Annotated in this window: 14 protein-coding genes and 1 other RNA gene; 9 read left to right on the forward strand and 6 right to left on the reverse strand. The window is 31.7% G+C overall.

Annotation, left to right across the window (positions count from 1 at the left end; all coding sequences use genetic code 11):
* Positions 1-20: 20 nt before the first annotated feature.
* The gene (locus KW502_RS06020; protein ID WP_255554123.1) at positions 21-347 is read right to left on the reverse strand and encodes a DUF2752 domain-containing protein; all 327 of its coding nucleotides are present in this window, start codon (positions 345-347) and stop codon (positions 21-23) included.
* 103 nt (positions 348-450) lie between these two features.
* On the opposite strand from KW502_RS06020, the gene KW502_RS06025 reads away from it, so the two are divergent.
* Both KW502_RS06025 and KW502_RS06030 read left to right on the forward strand, forming a co-directional pair.
* Positions 451-645 (forward strand): hypothetical protein, encoded by a 195-nt coding sequence (locus KW502_RS06025; RefSeq protein ID WP_219039639.1) that lies wholly within the window; start codon positions 451-453, stop codon positions 643-645.
* Positions 635-1,189: a Smr/MutS family protein gene (locus KW502_RS06030; protein WP_219039640.1), complete on the forward strand. Its 555-nt coding sequence runs from the start codon at positions 635-637 to the stop codon at positions 1,187-1,189. Before KW502_RS06025 ends, KW502_RS06030 begins: the two co-directional genes overlap by 11 nt.
* A gap of 4 nt (positions 1,190-1,193) precedes the next feature.
* On the opposite strand, the gene KW502_RS06035 is transcribed toward KW502_RS06030, so the two are convergent.
* The gene (locus tag KW502_RS06035; RefSeq protein ID WP_219039641.1) at positions 1,194-2,210 is read right to left on the reverse strand and encodes a hypothetical protein; all 1,017 of its coding nucleotides are present in this window, start codon (positions 2,208-2,210) and stop codon (positions 1,194-1,196) included.
* Between the two features lie 108 nt (positions 2,211-2,318).
* Between KW502_RS06035 and KW502_RS06040 the strand changes: the two genes are divergently transcribed.
* Positions 2,319-3,464 carry a cysteine desulfurase family protein gene (locus KW502_RS06040; protein WP_219039642.1) on the forward strand — a complete coding sequence of 382 codons (1,146 nt, stop codon included), beginning with the start codon at positions 2,319-2,321 and terminating at the stop codon, positions 3,462-3,464.
* A gap of 12 nt (positions 3,465-3,476) precedes the next feature.
* Positions 3,477-3,719, forward strand: a complete 243-nt coding sequence (locus KW502_RS06045) for a hypothetical protein (RefSeq protein WP_219039643.1) — start codon at positions 3,477-3,479, stop codon at positions 3,717-3,719.
* Between the two features lie 175 nt (positions 3,720-3,894).
* Here KW502_RS06045 and KW502_RS06050 read toward each other — a convergent pair whose 3' ends face one another.
* On the reverse strand, positions 3,895-6,360 hold the full coding sequence (locus KW502_RS06050; protein WP_255554124.1) for a TonB-dependent receptor: 2,466 nt from the start codon (positions 6,358-6,360) through the stop codon (positions 3,895-3,897).
* An 11-nt stretch (positions 6,361-6,371) separates the two neighbouring features.
* Positions 6,372-8,075 carry a M23 family metallopeptidase gene (locus KW502_RS06055; RefSeq protein WP_219039644.1) on the reverse strand — a complete coding sequence of 568 codons (1,704 nt, stop codon included), beginning with the start codon at positions 8,073-8,075 and terminating at the stop codon, positions 6,372-6,374.
* Between the two features lie 166 nt (positions 8,076-8,241).
* On the opposite strand from KW502_RS06055, the gene KW502_RS06060 reads away from it, so the two are divergent.
* The 4 genes from KW502_RS06060 to rny all read left to right on the forward strand — a co-directional run bounded on the left by KW502_RS06060 (position 8,242) and on the right by rny (position 10,635).
* Positions 8,242-8,532: a hypothetical protein gene (locus tag KW502_RS06060; protein ID WP_219039645.1), complete on the forward strand. Its 291-nt coding sequence runs from the start codon at positions 8,242-8,244 to the stop codon at positions 8,530-8,532.
* Between the two features lie 9 nt (positions 8,533-8,541).
* Entirely contained in the window at positions 8,542-8,838 is a 297-nt protein-coding gene (locus KW502_RS06065; RefSeq protein WP_219039646.1) for a cell division protein ZapA, read from the forward strand.
* Positions 8,839-8,899: 61 nt separating this feature from the next.
* A non-coding RNA gene (gene ssrS / locus KW502_RS06070) (6S RNA) lies at positions 8,900-9,008 on the forward strand.
* 55 nt (positions 9,009-9,063) lie between these two features.
* The gene (gene rny, locus KW502_RS06075) at positions 9,064-10,635 is read left to right on the forward strand and encodes a ribonuclease Y (protein ID WP_219039647.1); all 1,572 of its coding nucleotides are present in this window, start codon (positions 9,064-9,066) and stop codon (positions 10,633-10,635) included.
* A 53-nt stretch (positions 10,636-10,688) separates the two neighbouring features.
* Here rny and KW502_RS06080 read toward each other — a convergent pair whose 3' ends face one another.
* A complete protein-coding gene (locus tag KW502_RS06080; protein WP_219039648.1) occupies positions 10,689-13,709 on the reverse strand; it encodes an AAA family ATPase in 3,021 nt (1,006 codons plus the stop codon).
* A 122-nt stretch (positions 13,710-13,831) separates the two neighbouring features.
* On the reverse strand, positions 13,832-15,043 hold the full coding sequence (locus KW502_RS06085) for an exonuclease SbcCD subunit D C-terminal domain-containing protein (protein ID WP_219039649.1): 1,212 nt from the start codon (positions 15,041-15,043) through the stop codon (positions 13,832-13,834).
* 196 nt (positions 15,044-15,239) lie between these two features.
* Between KW502_RS06085 and KW502_RS06090 the strand changes: the two genes are divergently transcribed.
* Positions 15,240-15,395 (forward strand): hypothetical protein, encoded by a 156-nt coding sequence (locus KW502_RS06090; RefSeq protein ID WP_219039650.1) that lies wholly within the window; start codon positions 15,240-15,242, stop codon positions 15,393-15,395.
* The last annotated feature ends 1 nt before the right edge of the window (position 15,396 follow it).

The following is a 15,396-nucleotide window of genomic DNA, read 5'->3' on the forward strand; positions in this document are numbered from 1 at the left end:
TTGTCAAATATAAAAAAAACTTATAGAATGAATTGTTTTAAAATATAACTGATTACGATTGTGGTTATGCTAACAATAGTTAAAATTGAAACTAATTTAGAGTAGTATTTTAAAGGAAATAATAAATTGGTAAATATGCTTAGTGCTAGTAAAACTAATGGATAAATTGCCGGGTACATTAGAAAAGCATCTACAAAATCACCTTTTATAAGCATTAAAAAAGCTCTTTGCCCACCACAACCTGGACATTCGAAACCGAATATTTTTTTATGTAAACAAGTAAGCATATATTTTTCCATACTTTTATTTTCAGGGTAATTTACATTTTCAAAAATACAGAATTTCATTTTGTTTATTCATAGTAGATTTTATTCAGAAAAAAATACTTTTGCATAAACAAGTAAATGGTTAACTGTAATTTTAGTTATTTTACTTTTTAAACAAACAAAAATGAGTACAAAAAAACAATTATTTTCTACACTTTTAATTTTAATAGGAGGAGGGTTATTATTATATACAATGATTTCAGAAAATGCAATCGTTTATTTTAAAATAGCAGGGATTGTGATTTTGATGTTTGGTTTGTTTAGAGCCACTCGCGTTTGGGTAGATGATAATAAAACAACTAGAGAAGATGAACAATAATTTTAAGGTTAATGATCGGGTAGAGGTTTTAGATGAGCCTATTATTGGTAGAGTAACAGGTTTTAATGATACTTTAGTGGTGATTGAAACTATCGATGGTTTTTTATTAGAATTTTCACCAGAAGAGTTGGTTCAATCTTTTGAAGATGAGATTGATATTGTAGTGAAATATGATGATGTGAAAGCGGCTTTACAAGAAGATAAGTCTTTAAAATCTAAAAAAAGAACTTCTGTGAAACGTAAAAAAGTAATTCCGCCAATGGAGGTAGATTTACATATTCATCATTTAGTAAATAGCACTAAAAGCTTATCTAATTTTGAAATGCTAAATATTCAACTTGATACGGCAAGACGACAACTTGAGTTTGCTATAAATAAAAGAATACAGCGTATTGTTTTTATTCATGGAGTTGGTCAAGGTGTACTCAAAGCAGAATTAGAAACTTTGTTTAGCCGGTATGTAAATGTGAAATTTTATGAAGCAGATTACAAAGAATATGGCTTAGGTGCTACTGAGGTTTATGTATTTCAGAGTGTTTGTTAGATTGTTAATTTGCTTTTAAATTCTGAGAAACGCTAATAGAAAAAGACCCTAGTTCTAAAGTTTCAATAGATATTTGATCATTTCCGTTTACATTATTCAGTGTAATATTATTGACTATTACCGTAGTTTTAAATGTTCTGGAGATAATATTGTTTCGATAAAGATTAATTGCCAATTCTTCTGTAGAATTATTATCTAAATAATTTGGGACACCGTTGCTGTTGCTGTCGTCATCTGTTGGGTTAAGAATGACGTTTTCATTATCAAATGCATTTAAATCTTCATTTCTAGTTAATATCCCATCACCATCATCATCTCCATCTAAATAATTTAAAATTCCGTCTTGGTCGGTGTCTGGTAGCCCTGTTTCAGGATCTCTATAACCTTCAATATTGTCACTAATTTCTATAGAAGTAGGTACATTATCATTATCATCATCTACATCTAAAAAGTTAGGTATGCCGTCACCATCTGTGTCAAAATTATCATCTTCAGGATCTGTCGTTTCATAAGGGCCATTGTAACCCTCTGGAGCATTAGCTAGTGTAGGAACGCCATCATTATCATCTTGCTTGGTAACTTGTGTAAAAAAAGTAATGCTTCCGCCATTTACACTTACATATTCTTGAGAAACTCCAGGAGAACTTGGCGGAATATTTTGACAGTAATAATCTGATGGAATCTCACTATTAAACTTTCTATATACAATTTTATTGGTATTAGATAAATTGATGGTAATTGTGGTGTCTAATTTTATAGCCGCAAGGTTATCATTTAAAACGCTATTAAATGTACCTGTAAAACCACTTCTATTAAAATTTAAAACAATACCTTCTTGAGAATCATTATTAATATTATAAATTTGGATGTCATTGGTGAGGTTAATGGTATCTAAAGCTCCTGCGCAATAACTTAATTGAGTTTCATTATCATAATCAAAATTGGTAACAATAACATCTCCATCGTCACAAGAAGTAATAAATAGAGTGATTACCAGTAAGAAAAATATATGTTTAATCATTGCATTCATTTTTTACAAAAATAATTCAATTGCTTATTTATAATGCTTAATCGATTAAATAATTTTAAAAGTTTTATTTTTGCCAGCATTAAATAAAATTACACCCCCATGAAAAACGTTTATTTAGACAGTGCAGCTACAACGCAAATTAGAGATGAAGTAATTTCTAAAATGACAGAGGTAATGAAGATTTATGGCAATCCTTCTTCAACACATACTTTTGGAAGAACAGCAAAATCTTTAATAGAAAATGCGCGTAAAGCCGTAGCTAATTATTTAAACGTTCAAGCTAAAGAAATTGTATTTACTTCAGGTGGCACAGAAGCAGATAACCTAATTTTAAATAGTGCGGTAAGAGATTTAGGAGTAAAACGTATTATTACTTCAAAAATAGAACATCATGCCGTGTTGCATTGTGTAGATCAATTAAAAGATTGTTTTGATGTAGAAGTAGCTTATGTAAATTTAGATGAAAATGGAAATGTAAACACCAGCCATCTTAAAGAATTATTAGAAAATTCAGATCAAAAAACAATCGTGAGTTTAATGCATGTAAACAATGAAATAGGGAATATACTTGATCTTGAAAAAGTAGGAAACCTTTGTCACGAGCATCAAGCACTTTTTCATAGTGATACGGTGCAATCTATAGGGCATTATACGTTAGATTTAAATGAGTTGCCTGTAGATTTTGCTGCGGTCAGTGCACATAAATTTCATGGACCAAAAGGTATTGGTTTTGCTTATATTAAAAGTAATAGCGGGTTAAAATCTTTAATTTTTGGGGGTTCACAAGAACGTGGTGTGAGAGCAGGAACAGAATCTGTACATAATATTGTAGGTTTAGAAGAAGCTTTAAAATTTGCTTACGATCATCTAGAAGATGATAAAAAATATACCAATTCGCTAAAAAATCATTTTATTGAAAAATTGCGAAAAGAAATACCAGGTATCAAATTTAATGGTATGTGTTCTGATGTAGAAAACTCTACCTATACATTGGTAAATATTTGTTTACCTATTCCTGCAGATAAAGCGTTAATGTTGTTGTTTCAATTAGATTTAAAAGGAATCGCATGTTCTAAAGGAAGTGCTTGCCAAAGCGGAAGCGATAAAGGTTCTCATGTACTTACAGAAATACTTTCTGAAGAAGATTTAAATAAACCTTCTATTAGATTTTCTTTTTCAAAATATAATACCAAAGAAGAATTGGACTATGTAGTTGAAGTTTTAAAAGACTTTATTAAAAAATAATTTATTTTATTTATGATTGAAAATTTATTGCTTAAACGCCTAACAAAAAAAGGTGTTATTTGTTATTTTGTAGGAGTAGTTTTGGGCTTTGCTTTATTAGCTTATTATATTTTTGGATTAAAAAATTACTCGTTAGATGATGGTCAAGAAATATTTATTATAGGCATGGTGATTGTCAATGTATTTTGGGCTGGAGTTTCTTATTTATGTTGGAAAAAGCCTAAAGAAGAAAATGAAATCATCACTAAAGAATAATATTTAAAGACTTAAGTGTAGATAAAACAAAGCAAAAAACAATTTAATAGAGATTATGATGTGGTTTTTTTGCTGAAAATATCATAATTCAAAAAATGTAAAAAAACTAATAATTAGAAGTTAGTTTTACTTATAAAGAGGGTGTTTATTAAACACCTTTTTTATTGCATTCATTTTAAAACTTCATTGCAAATTTTAAATTAAAAACTCGTGGTGATAAATAATTAGGCACTGCATATAAACTTTTGGTATACACATCTCTCACAAAAGTATTGGTGATAGAATTTTGATTGTCAAATAAATTAAAAATCTCAAAACCAATACTCAATTCTTTAAAACGATGCAACCAATGTCCTGCTGGATATTGATTGTCTCTATCGGCTAAAACATAAGAGAATCCCGCATCAGCTCTACGATAATCTCTTAATCTTGTTTGGTAGTTATAAGGGTCTGCATAACTAGGTGAGCCTCCAGGTAAGCCAGTGTTGTAAACCATATTTAAATAAAATTTTAAAGCAGGTATTGCGGGCACATAATCTTGAAATAGCACGGCAAATTTTAATCGCTGATCGGTAGGTCTAGCAATATAACCTCTATTATTAATGTTTTCTTCGGTTTTCATATAACCAAAACTTACCCAACTTTCAGTTCCTGGTACAAACTCTCCATTAAGCCTTAAATCTAATCCGTAGGCGTAAGCTTCGGCATTATTTCTAGCTCTATACCTTATTCTTACATTTTCAATTGTATAAGGGTTAACATCTGTAATCGCTTTGTAATAAGCTTCAGATACCAAAGTGAAAGGTCTTCCTCCTAATTTAAAAATGTAATCGTTACCAAGAACAATATGGGTAGATTTTTGTGCTTTTACCTGTGGTCTGACCAATCCTGTAGAATCTCTTAATGCTCGGTAAAATGGGGGTTGATAATATAAGCCGCCAGAAATTCTAAAAATCATATCTTTTTCCCAGTTAGGCTTTATCGCAAATTGGGCTCGCGGACTAAATACTTGCTGGGTTTTACTTTTAATTTGGTCACCACTTATATTCCAAGTGTGACTTCTAACACCTGCATTAAACCAAGCTTCAGATTCGCCTACTAAAGTTTTATAACTCCATTGTGCAAAAGCTTGAAACCTATCAATTTTTGTGCTGTTAAATGCTTTGATATTGTTATAGGGTGCGATGGGCGCATTGTACGGATTATAAGGTTGATTGTTTTGAAAACCATCTAACGGAGGCCGAATAGAAAATCCAGCAGAGTCAATAATTTCATATTCATTTACTCGGTCTCTAATATCTTCATGGGTGTATTTTAGTCCGTAATCAATCTGATGTTTATTGGCTTTTATTGTTCCTAAATGCTGAATATTAATGATTAAGGCATCTAAATCGTTTCTAGCATGTGTAAGTTGTGAACCTACGCCCTCACTAAATTCAACTTCTCCAACATCTTCACTACCTATATCTGTGTTCACTTCTCCTAAACGGTATTGTGCTAAAATATCAAAATGTTCTTGTTCTTGCGTATTGTATGCTGAAGCGATTAATTTGGCTGAATAATTTTCTGAAACTTTATAGGTAGCTTTGAATGCTCCAAAATAAGTTTCGTATTGATCTTTTTCTTGCCCTTCATAATAAATTAATAAAGCTTTCGGGTCTGAGAGTGTTCCGAAATTAGTTTGACGAGTAAGCGGTTCATAATCATATTTATTAATGGCTACGTTACCTAGAAAACTTAGTTCGAATTTATTATTAAATTGATACGTAAGGTAAGTTTGTGCATCGGCAAAACGAGGTTTAAATTTGGTTTCGGTTTCTTTAGCGTTTACAAATAAACTATTGTCACGATAACGAATTCCTGCAATTCCTGAAAATTTACCATTTTTAGAAACATCTTCTACCGAAACACTTCCCCCTAAAAAACTTAAATCTAATGAAGCTCCAAAATCTACAGGCCTTCGGTAGCTAATATCTAATACCGAAGAAAGTTTATCGCCGTATTTTGCTTGAAAACCTCCAGCAGAAAATTCAACATTCCTTACTAGATCTGTATTAACAAAGCTTAAGCCTTCTTGCTGACCTGAACGTATTAAAAAAGGACGGTAAATTTGTATTTCATTTACGTATACTAAGTTTTCGTCATAATTACCACCTCTAACAGCATACTGTGAACTTAGTTCGTTGTTTGAGGTTACTCCAGGTAAGGTTTTCAGTAAATTTTCTACTCCCGCATTGGCTCCAGGTATTTTTCTAATTGTTTCTGGACTAATGGTCGTAACACCTTCTACGCGAGTGTTTCTCTTGCTGTCAATAATTACAACACCAATTTCTTCAACATCGGTTTTTAAAACAAAATTGAGTTCTTCTTGTTGTCCGGCTTCGAGCGCAGGAATGGTTAATTCTATTTTTTTTAAACCTATGTAAGTAATTTTTAAAACCACTTCTTTACCTACAGGAAGTGGTAAAGAATAGTATCCATTCTCATTGGTTTGTGTACCTCCTTCAGCATAACTAAGATTTGCGCCAGGAATAGGGGTGTCGTTTTTATCTAAAACAATGCCTTGAATTTTTGCCGATTGTGAATGAACATGAATTGATAGTAATAGAAACAGTGGAAGTAAAAAAGAAATATTTCTCAAGAGAATGTGCTTTAATTTTTTCTGAAAAATGTACCTTCAAATGTAGTACTATTTCCTACATTATCAAGTACAATAATCTTCAAATTATTTTCTGTTTCATCTGTAATTATATTGTCATTAAAATCATAGACCAGCATATTGGTTTTGTAATCATATTCCATGAGTATAAATTTTCCGTTAATAGTGGCACGGTAACTACTAATGCCAGATAAATCATCAGAAATTTTAAATTTCAAGTAACGATAGTTTGACATCCATTTTTTATCTTTAAAATTAATCGCTTGTATAAGCGGTGGGGTATTGTCTATCGCTAATTTATAAGTTCCAAAATATTTGGTATTGGTAGTAAAACGGTTGGCTTTCTTGTAGGTGGTCGAATAATACGGTCTTCCCCAAGAACTCATTCTTGCTATAAATATTTTTTCTTTGTCTTCTTCATTGTATTTACTAACATCAAACCCGATGGTCATGTTTTTGTGGAGTGCTGTAGAAGATTCGTGAACTTTTATTTGTTCTCCATCTGTTTGTATATCTAAGTATTGGTCTTTATAAAGTGCATTTCTAGGAATGTACACATCAAAGCCGTCTTCATCAAAAGCAGTGGCTTCGTTAGCTTTTACAAAATAATTAGTTTTTATTTCTTCTTCTTTTCCAACCTCTTCAGGAAGTACCTTCATTGGTTTTACAGGTATTCTTACTATTGTTGTGTTCCCTTCGTAATCTTTAATTTCAATTTTATAGTTGTAATCTAAACTATCTTTTACTGTAATATAGCCTTGATCGTCTTCCCATTTAAAAATACTTAATGGGTTATTATTGTCTATAAACAATTTCTGAACGGTTTGTTTTTTGGTATCTTTTAACTCATAATCAATAAAATCATTAATGTATCTAGATTCTGCGAAAGAAAATTTATTAAAATCTATACTTAATAATTTTTTACCGTTTAAATAAGTTTCTATTGTATTTACTCCGTTTTTATTGGCAGCGTAATCTAAAAGGTCTACACTATTTATTCCGAAACCTATTTTGCCATAAGCATTAAAGTTTTCTGTTTTATAAACGCCATTTTCAATAGGGATAACTCTAAGTTTTTGTCTTTTTACGCTTTTATCTATGTGGGCATCGTCTCCTATTGGATAAGCATAAACTCCTTTTACAATCGGGAAATGCGTGTCTTTTATTTGAATACCAAACTGCATAGGATTCATAGGTCTAGCTTGGCTATCTCTAATTTCGAAGTGTAGATGCGGGCCACCGCTACCGCCACTATTTCCGCTGTAAGCCACAAGTTCACCTTGATTTACAGGAATTTCATTGCCTTTAGGGAAGACTTCAATTTCATAACTTTCTTTGGCATATTGTCTTTCTTTAATATAAGCTTCTATTTCTGGAGCAAATTCTTTTAAATGTGCATAAACAGAAGTATAACCATTTGGGTGTTGTATGTATAAAGCTTTACCGTAGCCAAAATGCGAGACTTTAATTCTGCTCACATAACCTGTTGCTGAAGCAAGTACAGATAAACCAGTTTGTTGGTGAGTTTTAATATCCATCCCGCTATGAAAATGATTAGACCTTAATTCTCCAAAAGTTCCTGATAGAATTAAAGGGATTTCAAGCGGGCTTTCAAAGTAGTTTTGTGGTAAATTATCTTGAGAAAAACTGAATAGGTTACAAACAAGAGTAAAAAATATAAAAAAATAAGATCGCATAAATTACGTGTTAGAATTGTAAGGGGCTGGGGCTTAAATATAAAAACTTCTATTTAATCTAGAAACTCTATTCTCTATCAATTTAGTATAAAAATTAGAAAGAAAACTGTTGGCATATTGGTAAAGGTATGTTAACTTTGTGTACTAAGTATTACGTGAAGTGCAGATGAGTAAATTGGTAGAAACAGTTGATTCACTAGAGAATAAGATTAGTAAATTATTACATAAATACGAGATTTTAAAACGACTTAATTTAGAATTAGAAGAAAATTTAAACCTCGAAAAAGAAAATAATCAGGCACTAACTTTAAAAATTAGTTCTTTAGAAGATCAAACCAAGACGCTTAAAGCTGCAAACGCAATGCTAGGCAGTAATGAATATAAGAGAGAAACAAAACTCAAAATAAACAGCTTAATACGGGAAATAGATCAATGTATTGTTCAATTAACCGAATAAACGTTCTTTATGCAGAATGAGAAGTTGAAAATTAAATTGTCGATTGCAGACAGGGTTTACCCTTTAACTGTATTTCCTCATCAGGAAGAAGGTTTGCGCAAAGCGGCAAAAGAAATTGAAAGAGCAATTAAGCAGTTTGAGCAGAGTTATGCTGTTCGTGATAAGCAAGATGTATTGGCGATGTGTGCGCTACAATTTGCGGCAAAAAACGAACAGAAATCTATAAATAATAGCAATCAAGTAAATGAAGCAGAACAAAAGCTTAATGCTTTAAATGAACTGTTGAATGAATTCTTGGGAAATTAAAAAACGTTCTTTAAAATAAATAAAGGTTTACTGCCTGTATTAGTCATTACCAATTTGATAAACTCAACAATTATCAATTAAAAAGGGTGAGTCTAAGTTGTAAAAGCAAGCCGTCTTTGAACGGATCCTTGATCAGCTTGTTAGCCCTAAACCTGTTTTATACGGAGTTTATACAATAATGAATGCTAATACAGGCTTTTTTTATATATATACATTTTAAAAATTATGGAAATTATAACTATAGTCATTGGTATTGTTGCATTAATAATTGGTCTTGTCGTAGGCTATTTTGTTTCTAAAAATTTAGAACAAAAAAGAGCAGATTCAGTCATTAAACAAGCTGAAAAAGAAGCTAAAACCATTATAAAGGATGCAACAGCTGATGGAGAAAGTAAGAAAAAAGATAAAATTCTTCAAGCTAAAGAAAAATTTATAGAGCTTAAATCTGAACACGAAAAAGTGATCTTATCAAGAGATAAGAAAATTGCTGATGCCGAAAAAAGAACCAGAGATAAAGAGTCTCAAGTTTCTAGTGAATTATCTAAAAACAAAAAGCTAAATAAAGATCTTGATGAAAAAGTCAAAGATTATAAGTTTAGAAATGAATATTTAGAAAAGAAGCAAGAAGAGATCGATAAACTTCTAGATAGTAAAGTAAAACAGTTAGAAGTAATAAGTGGTTTAAGTGCAGAAGAAGCTAAAGATCAATTAGTAGAATCTTTAAAAGAGTCTGCCAAAACAGATGCAATGGCACTTATTCAAGACACGATAGAAGAAGCTAAACTTACTGCTCAACAAGAAGCGAAAAAGATTGTCATTAATACCATTCAGAGAATTGGTACAGAAGAAGCGGTAGAAAATTGTGTATCTGTATTCAATTTAGAGAGTGATGATGTAAAAGGTAGAATTATTGGTCGTGAAGGTCGTAACATTCGAGCGATAGAATCTGCTACTGGAGTAGAGATTATTGTAGACGATACACCAGAAGCTATTATTCTTTCTTGTTTTGATTCAGTTAGACGTGAAGTTGCTAGATTATCACTACATAAATTAGTAACCGATGGTAGAATTCACCCTGCAAGAATTGAAGAAGTGGTGAAGAAAACGCGTAAACAAATCGATGAAGAAATTATCGATATAGGAAAACGAACCGTAATCGATTTAGGGATTCACGGTCTTCATCCAGAGTTAATAAAAACGGTAGGTAGAATGAAATATCGTTCTTCTTACGGTCAAAACTTATTACAACACTCAAGAGAAGTAGCTAAGCTTTGTGGCGTAATGGCTGCAGAATTAGGCCTAAACCCTAAATTAGCAAAACGTGCCGGTCTTTTACACGATATAGGTAAAGTGCCTGATACAGAAACTGAAGTGCCTCACGCAATTTTAGGAATGCAATGGGCAGAAAAGTATGGTGAAAAAGAAGATGTTTGTAATGCAATTGGAGCTCACCACGATGAGGTAGAGATGACATCACTACTTTCTCCTATTATTCAGGTTTGTGATGCGATTAGTGGAGCGAGACCTGGAGCAAGACGTCAAGTGTTAGATTCTTACATTCAGCGTTTAAAAGATTTGGAAGATATTGCTTTTGGTTTTGGAGGAGTCAAAAAAGCTTACGCAATTCAAGCGGGTAGAGAATTACGTGTGATTGTAGAAAGTGAAAAAGTAACCGATGATAGAGCTAACAATTTATCTTTCGAAATCTCTCAGAAAATACAAACAGATATGACTTATCCTGGTCAAGTAAAAGTTACGGTAATTAGAGAAACCCGTGCGGTGAACATTGCTAAGTAATTTTTAGTGAAATACATAAAAAAAGCCACGATTTATTTCGTGGCTTTTTTAGTTTATATAATCGTTAAACTACTATAACCCTGTCCGTTTTGGGTGAGTTGTATTTGCGTAGCAATACGTTCTTTTAAACTTTCTACGTGACTAATTATACCAATCATTTTAGAAGATTCGGTTTGTAAGATTTCTAGCGTGTCTAAAGTTTGGTCTAAAGTTTCTGGATCTAAGGTTCCAAAACCTTCATCAATAAATAAACTATTAATTTCAATATTTCGAGAAGCCAAGTCAGAAAGGGCTAGAGCAAGTGCTAAACTCAAAATAAAAGTTTCACCCCCAGAAAGTGTTTTAATAGATCTACGCTGACCGCCCATATGTTCGTCGATCGCTACCAAACTATCATCTTCATCATCGGTTGGTTGGTCGATACGGTAACGATCACTTAAATTTTCTAAACGTTTATTGGCAAGTTGTAGCAATTGTGCTAAGGTTAAATCTTGTGCAAAGTCATTAAATTTATTTCCTGTTTTATCACCAATCAAATCGTTTAAAACTTTCCAATGTTCCGATTGTTCTAATTCTTTTCCCACCTCATTTTGTAGCTTTTCAATTTGTTTTAAATTCTCTTCTTGATTTTTTAGTAAGCGTAAAAGTTCGTTAAAATCATTTTCTTTTTGTGTCAATGTTTTGTTTTCTTGCAGAAGTAATTCTTTTAATTGCTCTAAAGTTGTTTCACTTTCTTTTTCAGATAATACCTCAATATCTTCTTTTAATTTTTGCTGAAGTGTTTCTAGTTTTATCTTATTATTTTTAAGCTGTTCTTGGTCTTCTAGCCATTGCTGAGCTTCGGTTGCAGAAAGCTTTAGCGACAACGCTTTTTCAACGCTCGAATATCCTTTTGCTTGAAGCTGATCTAGCAGAGTTTCGTTCAACTCCTTAAATTTTTCTTCAACTTTTACTAGAATCTTTTCTGTAGTTATTAGCAATTCTTTTTGCTGTGAAATGTTTTGTTCATTACGATTCCAAGAAGTTTCAATCTCCCCAATTTCTTTTTCAAAATCAGTTCCTTTAAAAAGAAATTCAATAGCTTCACTTTTTGCTTTTCCGTTGGTAATTAATGCTGCTAATTCTTTTGCTTTTTGAGCGAGTTCTTTTAATTTTTCTAAGTCTTCTTGAAGTTGTTTTGCGTGGTTTAATTCGTTTAATTCAGCTTCAAGTTTTGTTTCCATTGCAGAAAACGATTGTTCTTGTTTTTTGGGAAGTATAGACGTAAACTTTTCTTTAAAAACTTGTTGATGCTTTAAAAATTTTAACTCATTCAGCCTAAATTGCTCTTGTGTTTGCTTTTGCAGATTTTGAGAATTTTCAAGTTGTGTTTCTTCTCTAGTTAACTCAGTTTGTAATTGCTGAATTTCTTTTATAAGTTGTTCTACTTCCTTTTTTAAATTATTTTCTGATTGCGGATGTTCTGAAGCAAAAGGATGATGAACAGAACCACAAAGTGGGCAAGCTTCATTTTCCTTTAATTCATTTCGATAATCTTCCAGTTTTTTTTGTAATTGTTCAACTTCTAAGGTTTTTTGTTTTGCTTCAAGTTGAATTTTTTTTAATGTCAAATTTTGCTGGAGCTGATTAATTTTTTGAGGTGAATTTTTTAAAGAATTTTCTAATTTTTCAAGTTCGTTTTTCTTTTGCTGAATTTCTTTTTGAAGTTGATCTAACTGAAATTCTTCTTTTTCAGCTGCCCGAATCATTTTTAATTGCTCTTGAATTTCTTCTTCCCAACTAAATATAGATTTATTTTGAAGCTGAAATTTTTCGTTCAACTTTTCAAAAACTGAAGACTTTTCGGTTTGTTTTTCTTTTAATTCTTGTTGAAATAAATTAGCGTTAAAAGGTTTAGCATTAAATTGAAAATCTTTCACCAAACCTGAAATATTATGTTCTAAGGTTTTGTAAATAGATAACAATTCACTGCGTTCACTAATTAGTTTTCTAATTTTCTCTTTATAAGTTGTAATGTTTGAAGAAGCATTTTCAGGGTTAATTTCTAATTGAAAATGAGATGAAAATTCAGTCTGTAATTGGGTTTGCTTTTCTTTAAAACCCTTTATAGTAAGCTTTGTATTGCTAATCTCTTCGACTTTATTTTTCTGCTCTTGTTGTAGGTTTTGCCAAGCGTTAAAATCATCTGTAAAGAATAGAACTTCTTGGTGCTGTTGAAGTTTTTTTCCTTTTTCTTTTTCAAACTCAGTATTTTTTAAATTAACTTGTTCAATTTCTTTTTCGGTAGTCGTTAATTGCTGTTGTTGTTCTTTCAGCTTTTCTTTTAACTGAATTGCTTCGCTGTTTTTTTCTATAGAAAGTTTTAGGTTTTTCTTTTCTAGTTGAAGTGTTTCCGCTTTTGTTTTCTTTTCAAAATAAATTTCTTCGGCTAATAATTGCTCTTTGAAGTTTTCAATTTTTATTCGTTTCCCATCAATTTGATTACCTATTTCTTTATATTTTAAAAATGCTTGTTGTCCTATTTGACGATAAATTTGAGTGCCAGTTATTTTTTCTAAAAGTGCGCCACGTTCTTTTTTGGGGACTTTTAAAAATTTAGCAAATTCACCTTGAGCTAAAACCACAGATTTTATAAATTGATCGTAGTTTAAGCCTATTAACTCTTCATTTTTTGATGGAACGTCAGATTTTTTTAAATCTAAATGTCCGCTTTCTAAATTCACCAATTCCATATGGTAATCTCTAAGATTACCAGTTCTAGCGGTAGAAATTTCCCAAGTAGAACTAAAAACGCCTTCTTTGCACTCGTATGTAACTTTAGTGTAAGCTTCTTTTTGATTTCGTGTAAGAATGGCTCCTTTTTTTAAAACCTCAGTGGTGCTCAATTTTCCCAATCGCGGAACTTGGTTAAATAATGCTAATGAAATCACATCTAGAATGGTGGTTTTTCCGCTTCCAGTAGGTCCGGTTATCGCGAATAAGCTGTTTTGTGAAAATGGTTCTTTTGTAAAATCTATAAAATGCTCGCCACGAAGCGAGTTAATATTTTTAAAAGCTATTTTTAATATTTTCATTCAAGTTAATTTATATCTTGACTTTATAGCGTCGGCTTAATTTATTTCAGTATCTCATCAAAACTATTTATGCTTAAGATGAGAACCTGAATCAAGTTCAGGGTGACGAAAAATTTTAATTATTAATATTTAGAATTTACTTCTTCTACTAATTCTTGAAAAGCAAGGCTTACTTTTGCTTTTAATTCTTCAGAATAGCTATGTTGGGCTACTAATTTTTCAAAGACTTCTTGCGGTTTTAAATCTTCTAAATGCTGATGATTTGCAAATAATTTTCCGCTTTCTCTCAATTGATTTTTAAAGGTTGCACGATGCTTCACGATTTCTAAATTAGGTTTCTCGAAATTGGTGACTAGCTCATCTAGTTGTGCAATTAAATTTGCATCATAATTCTCCTCTTTCAGTTCTACTTCAATTAAATTAGTCAACTCTCCTTTAGGTTGAACTTTTGCTAAATTTTCTTGAATTTCAGAAATACTGCCACTAATGCGAATTAATTTTCTGAAGGCAGGAATAGCGATGCTTTCTGGCTCAAACCCTTTTTCAGTATCAATTAACAATAATCGTTTTTCATCTTTGCGTTCGCTAAACGAAAGTGGGAGCGGAGAGCCACTGTAAAATGTAGGAATTTGAGCGCTTACGCGTTGTGGTCTATGAATATGACCTAAAGCCACATAACTAAATAAGTCTCCAAACTGGCTGGCTTGAAAAGCGGCTTGATTTCCTATTTGAATATCACGCTCGCTATCTGAAGATTCTATACCAGCAGCATATAAATGCCCCATCGCAATGATAGGGATTTCGGGATAAAGTATATTGCTTTTTTCGGCAGCTTTTAAGAATGTAGTTTCAATACCTTTTCTAATGGCTTCAATGCGATTTTCGTAAATTACATTTTCTTCAACAGGACGTAAATCGCTATCTCGTAAAAATGGAATGGCAGCAACGACCACCTCATTTTTTCCATTTTTTTGTTGAAGTGGAATAAGACAATCTTCTACGTTAGCAGGCATTCCACCAACAATAGTAACCTCTAATTCTTTTAAAATTTCTTTTGGGGCATCGAGCATACTGGGAGAATCGTGATTGCCGCCAGTGATAATAAGTTGACAATTAGTTTTTCTAAGTTGCAATAGCGCACGGTAATATTGCTTTCTAGCTTCTGCAGACGGATTTGCCAGATCAAATACATCTCCAGATATTAAAACTACCTCAATATGTTGAGTTTTTATAAAGGAAATTAGCCAATTTAGAAACAAGTTGAAGTCTTCATATAAATAATGTTTGTGCAGTTTTTTGCCAATATGCCAATCGGCTGTATGTAGTATTTTCATAAAATTGAACGATCAAGAAAAAAAGAAAGTTCAATTTACGAAGTAAAGCGAAGCTATAAAAGAGTGTTGATAAGCTTTTATAAACAAAATTTATTTCGTTTTAAAATTAAATAAAATTAGTGAAAGGAAGACATCTCGATTGAATACCAAGACGAGACTAATTGTAAAATTTTTATCTTCGTATAAAAATAATTAAATGGCAAAGTCTGGCGCTCAAAAAAATACAAAAAATAAAGCGAAACACGCTAAGTTAATGGATCGCAAAAAGAATAAACTTCGCCAAGAAAAAGAAAACCGAAAGTCTAAATTAAAAGAATTAACCGCAAAAATGAAGATGAAGAAAGAAGATTAAA

The organism is Mesonia aestuariivivens (assembly GCF_019311235.1).
Classification (GTDB): Bacteria; Bacteroidota; Bacteroidia; order Flavobacteriales; family Flavobacteriaceae; genus Mesonia; species Mesonia aestuariivivens.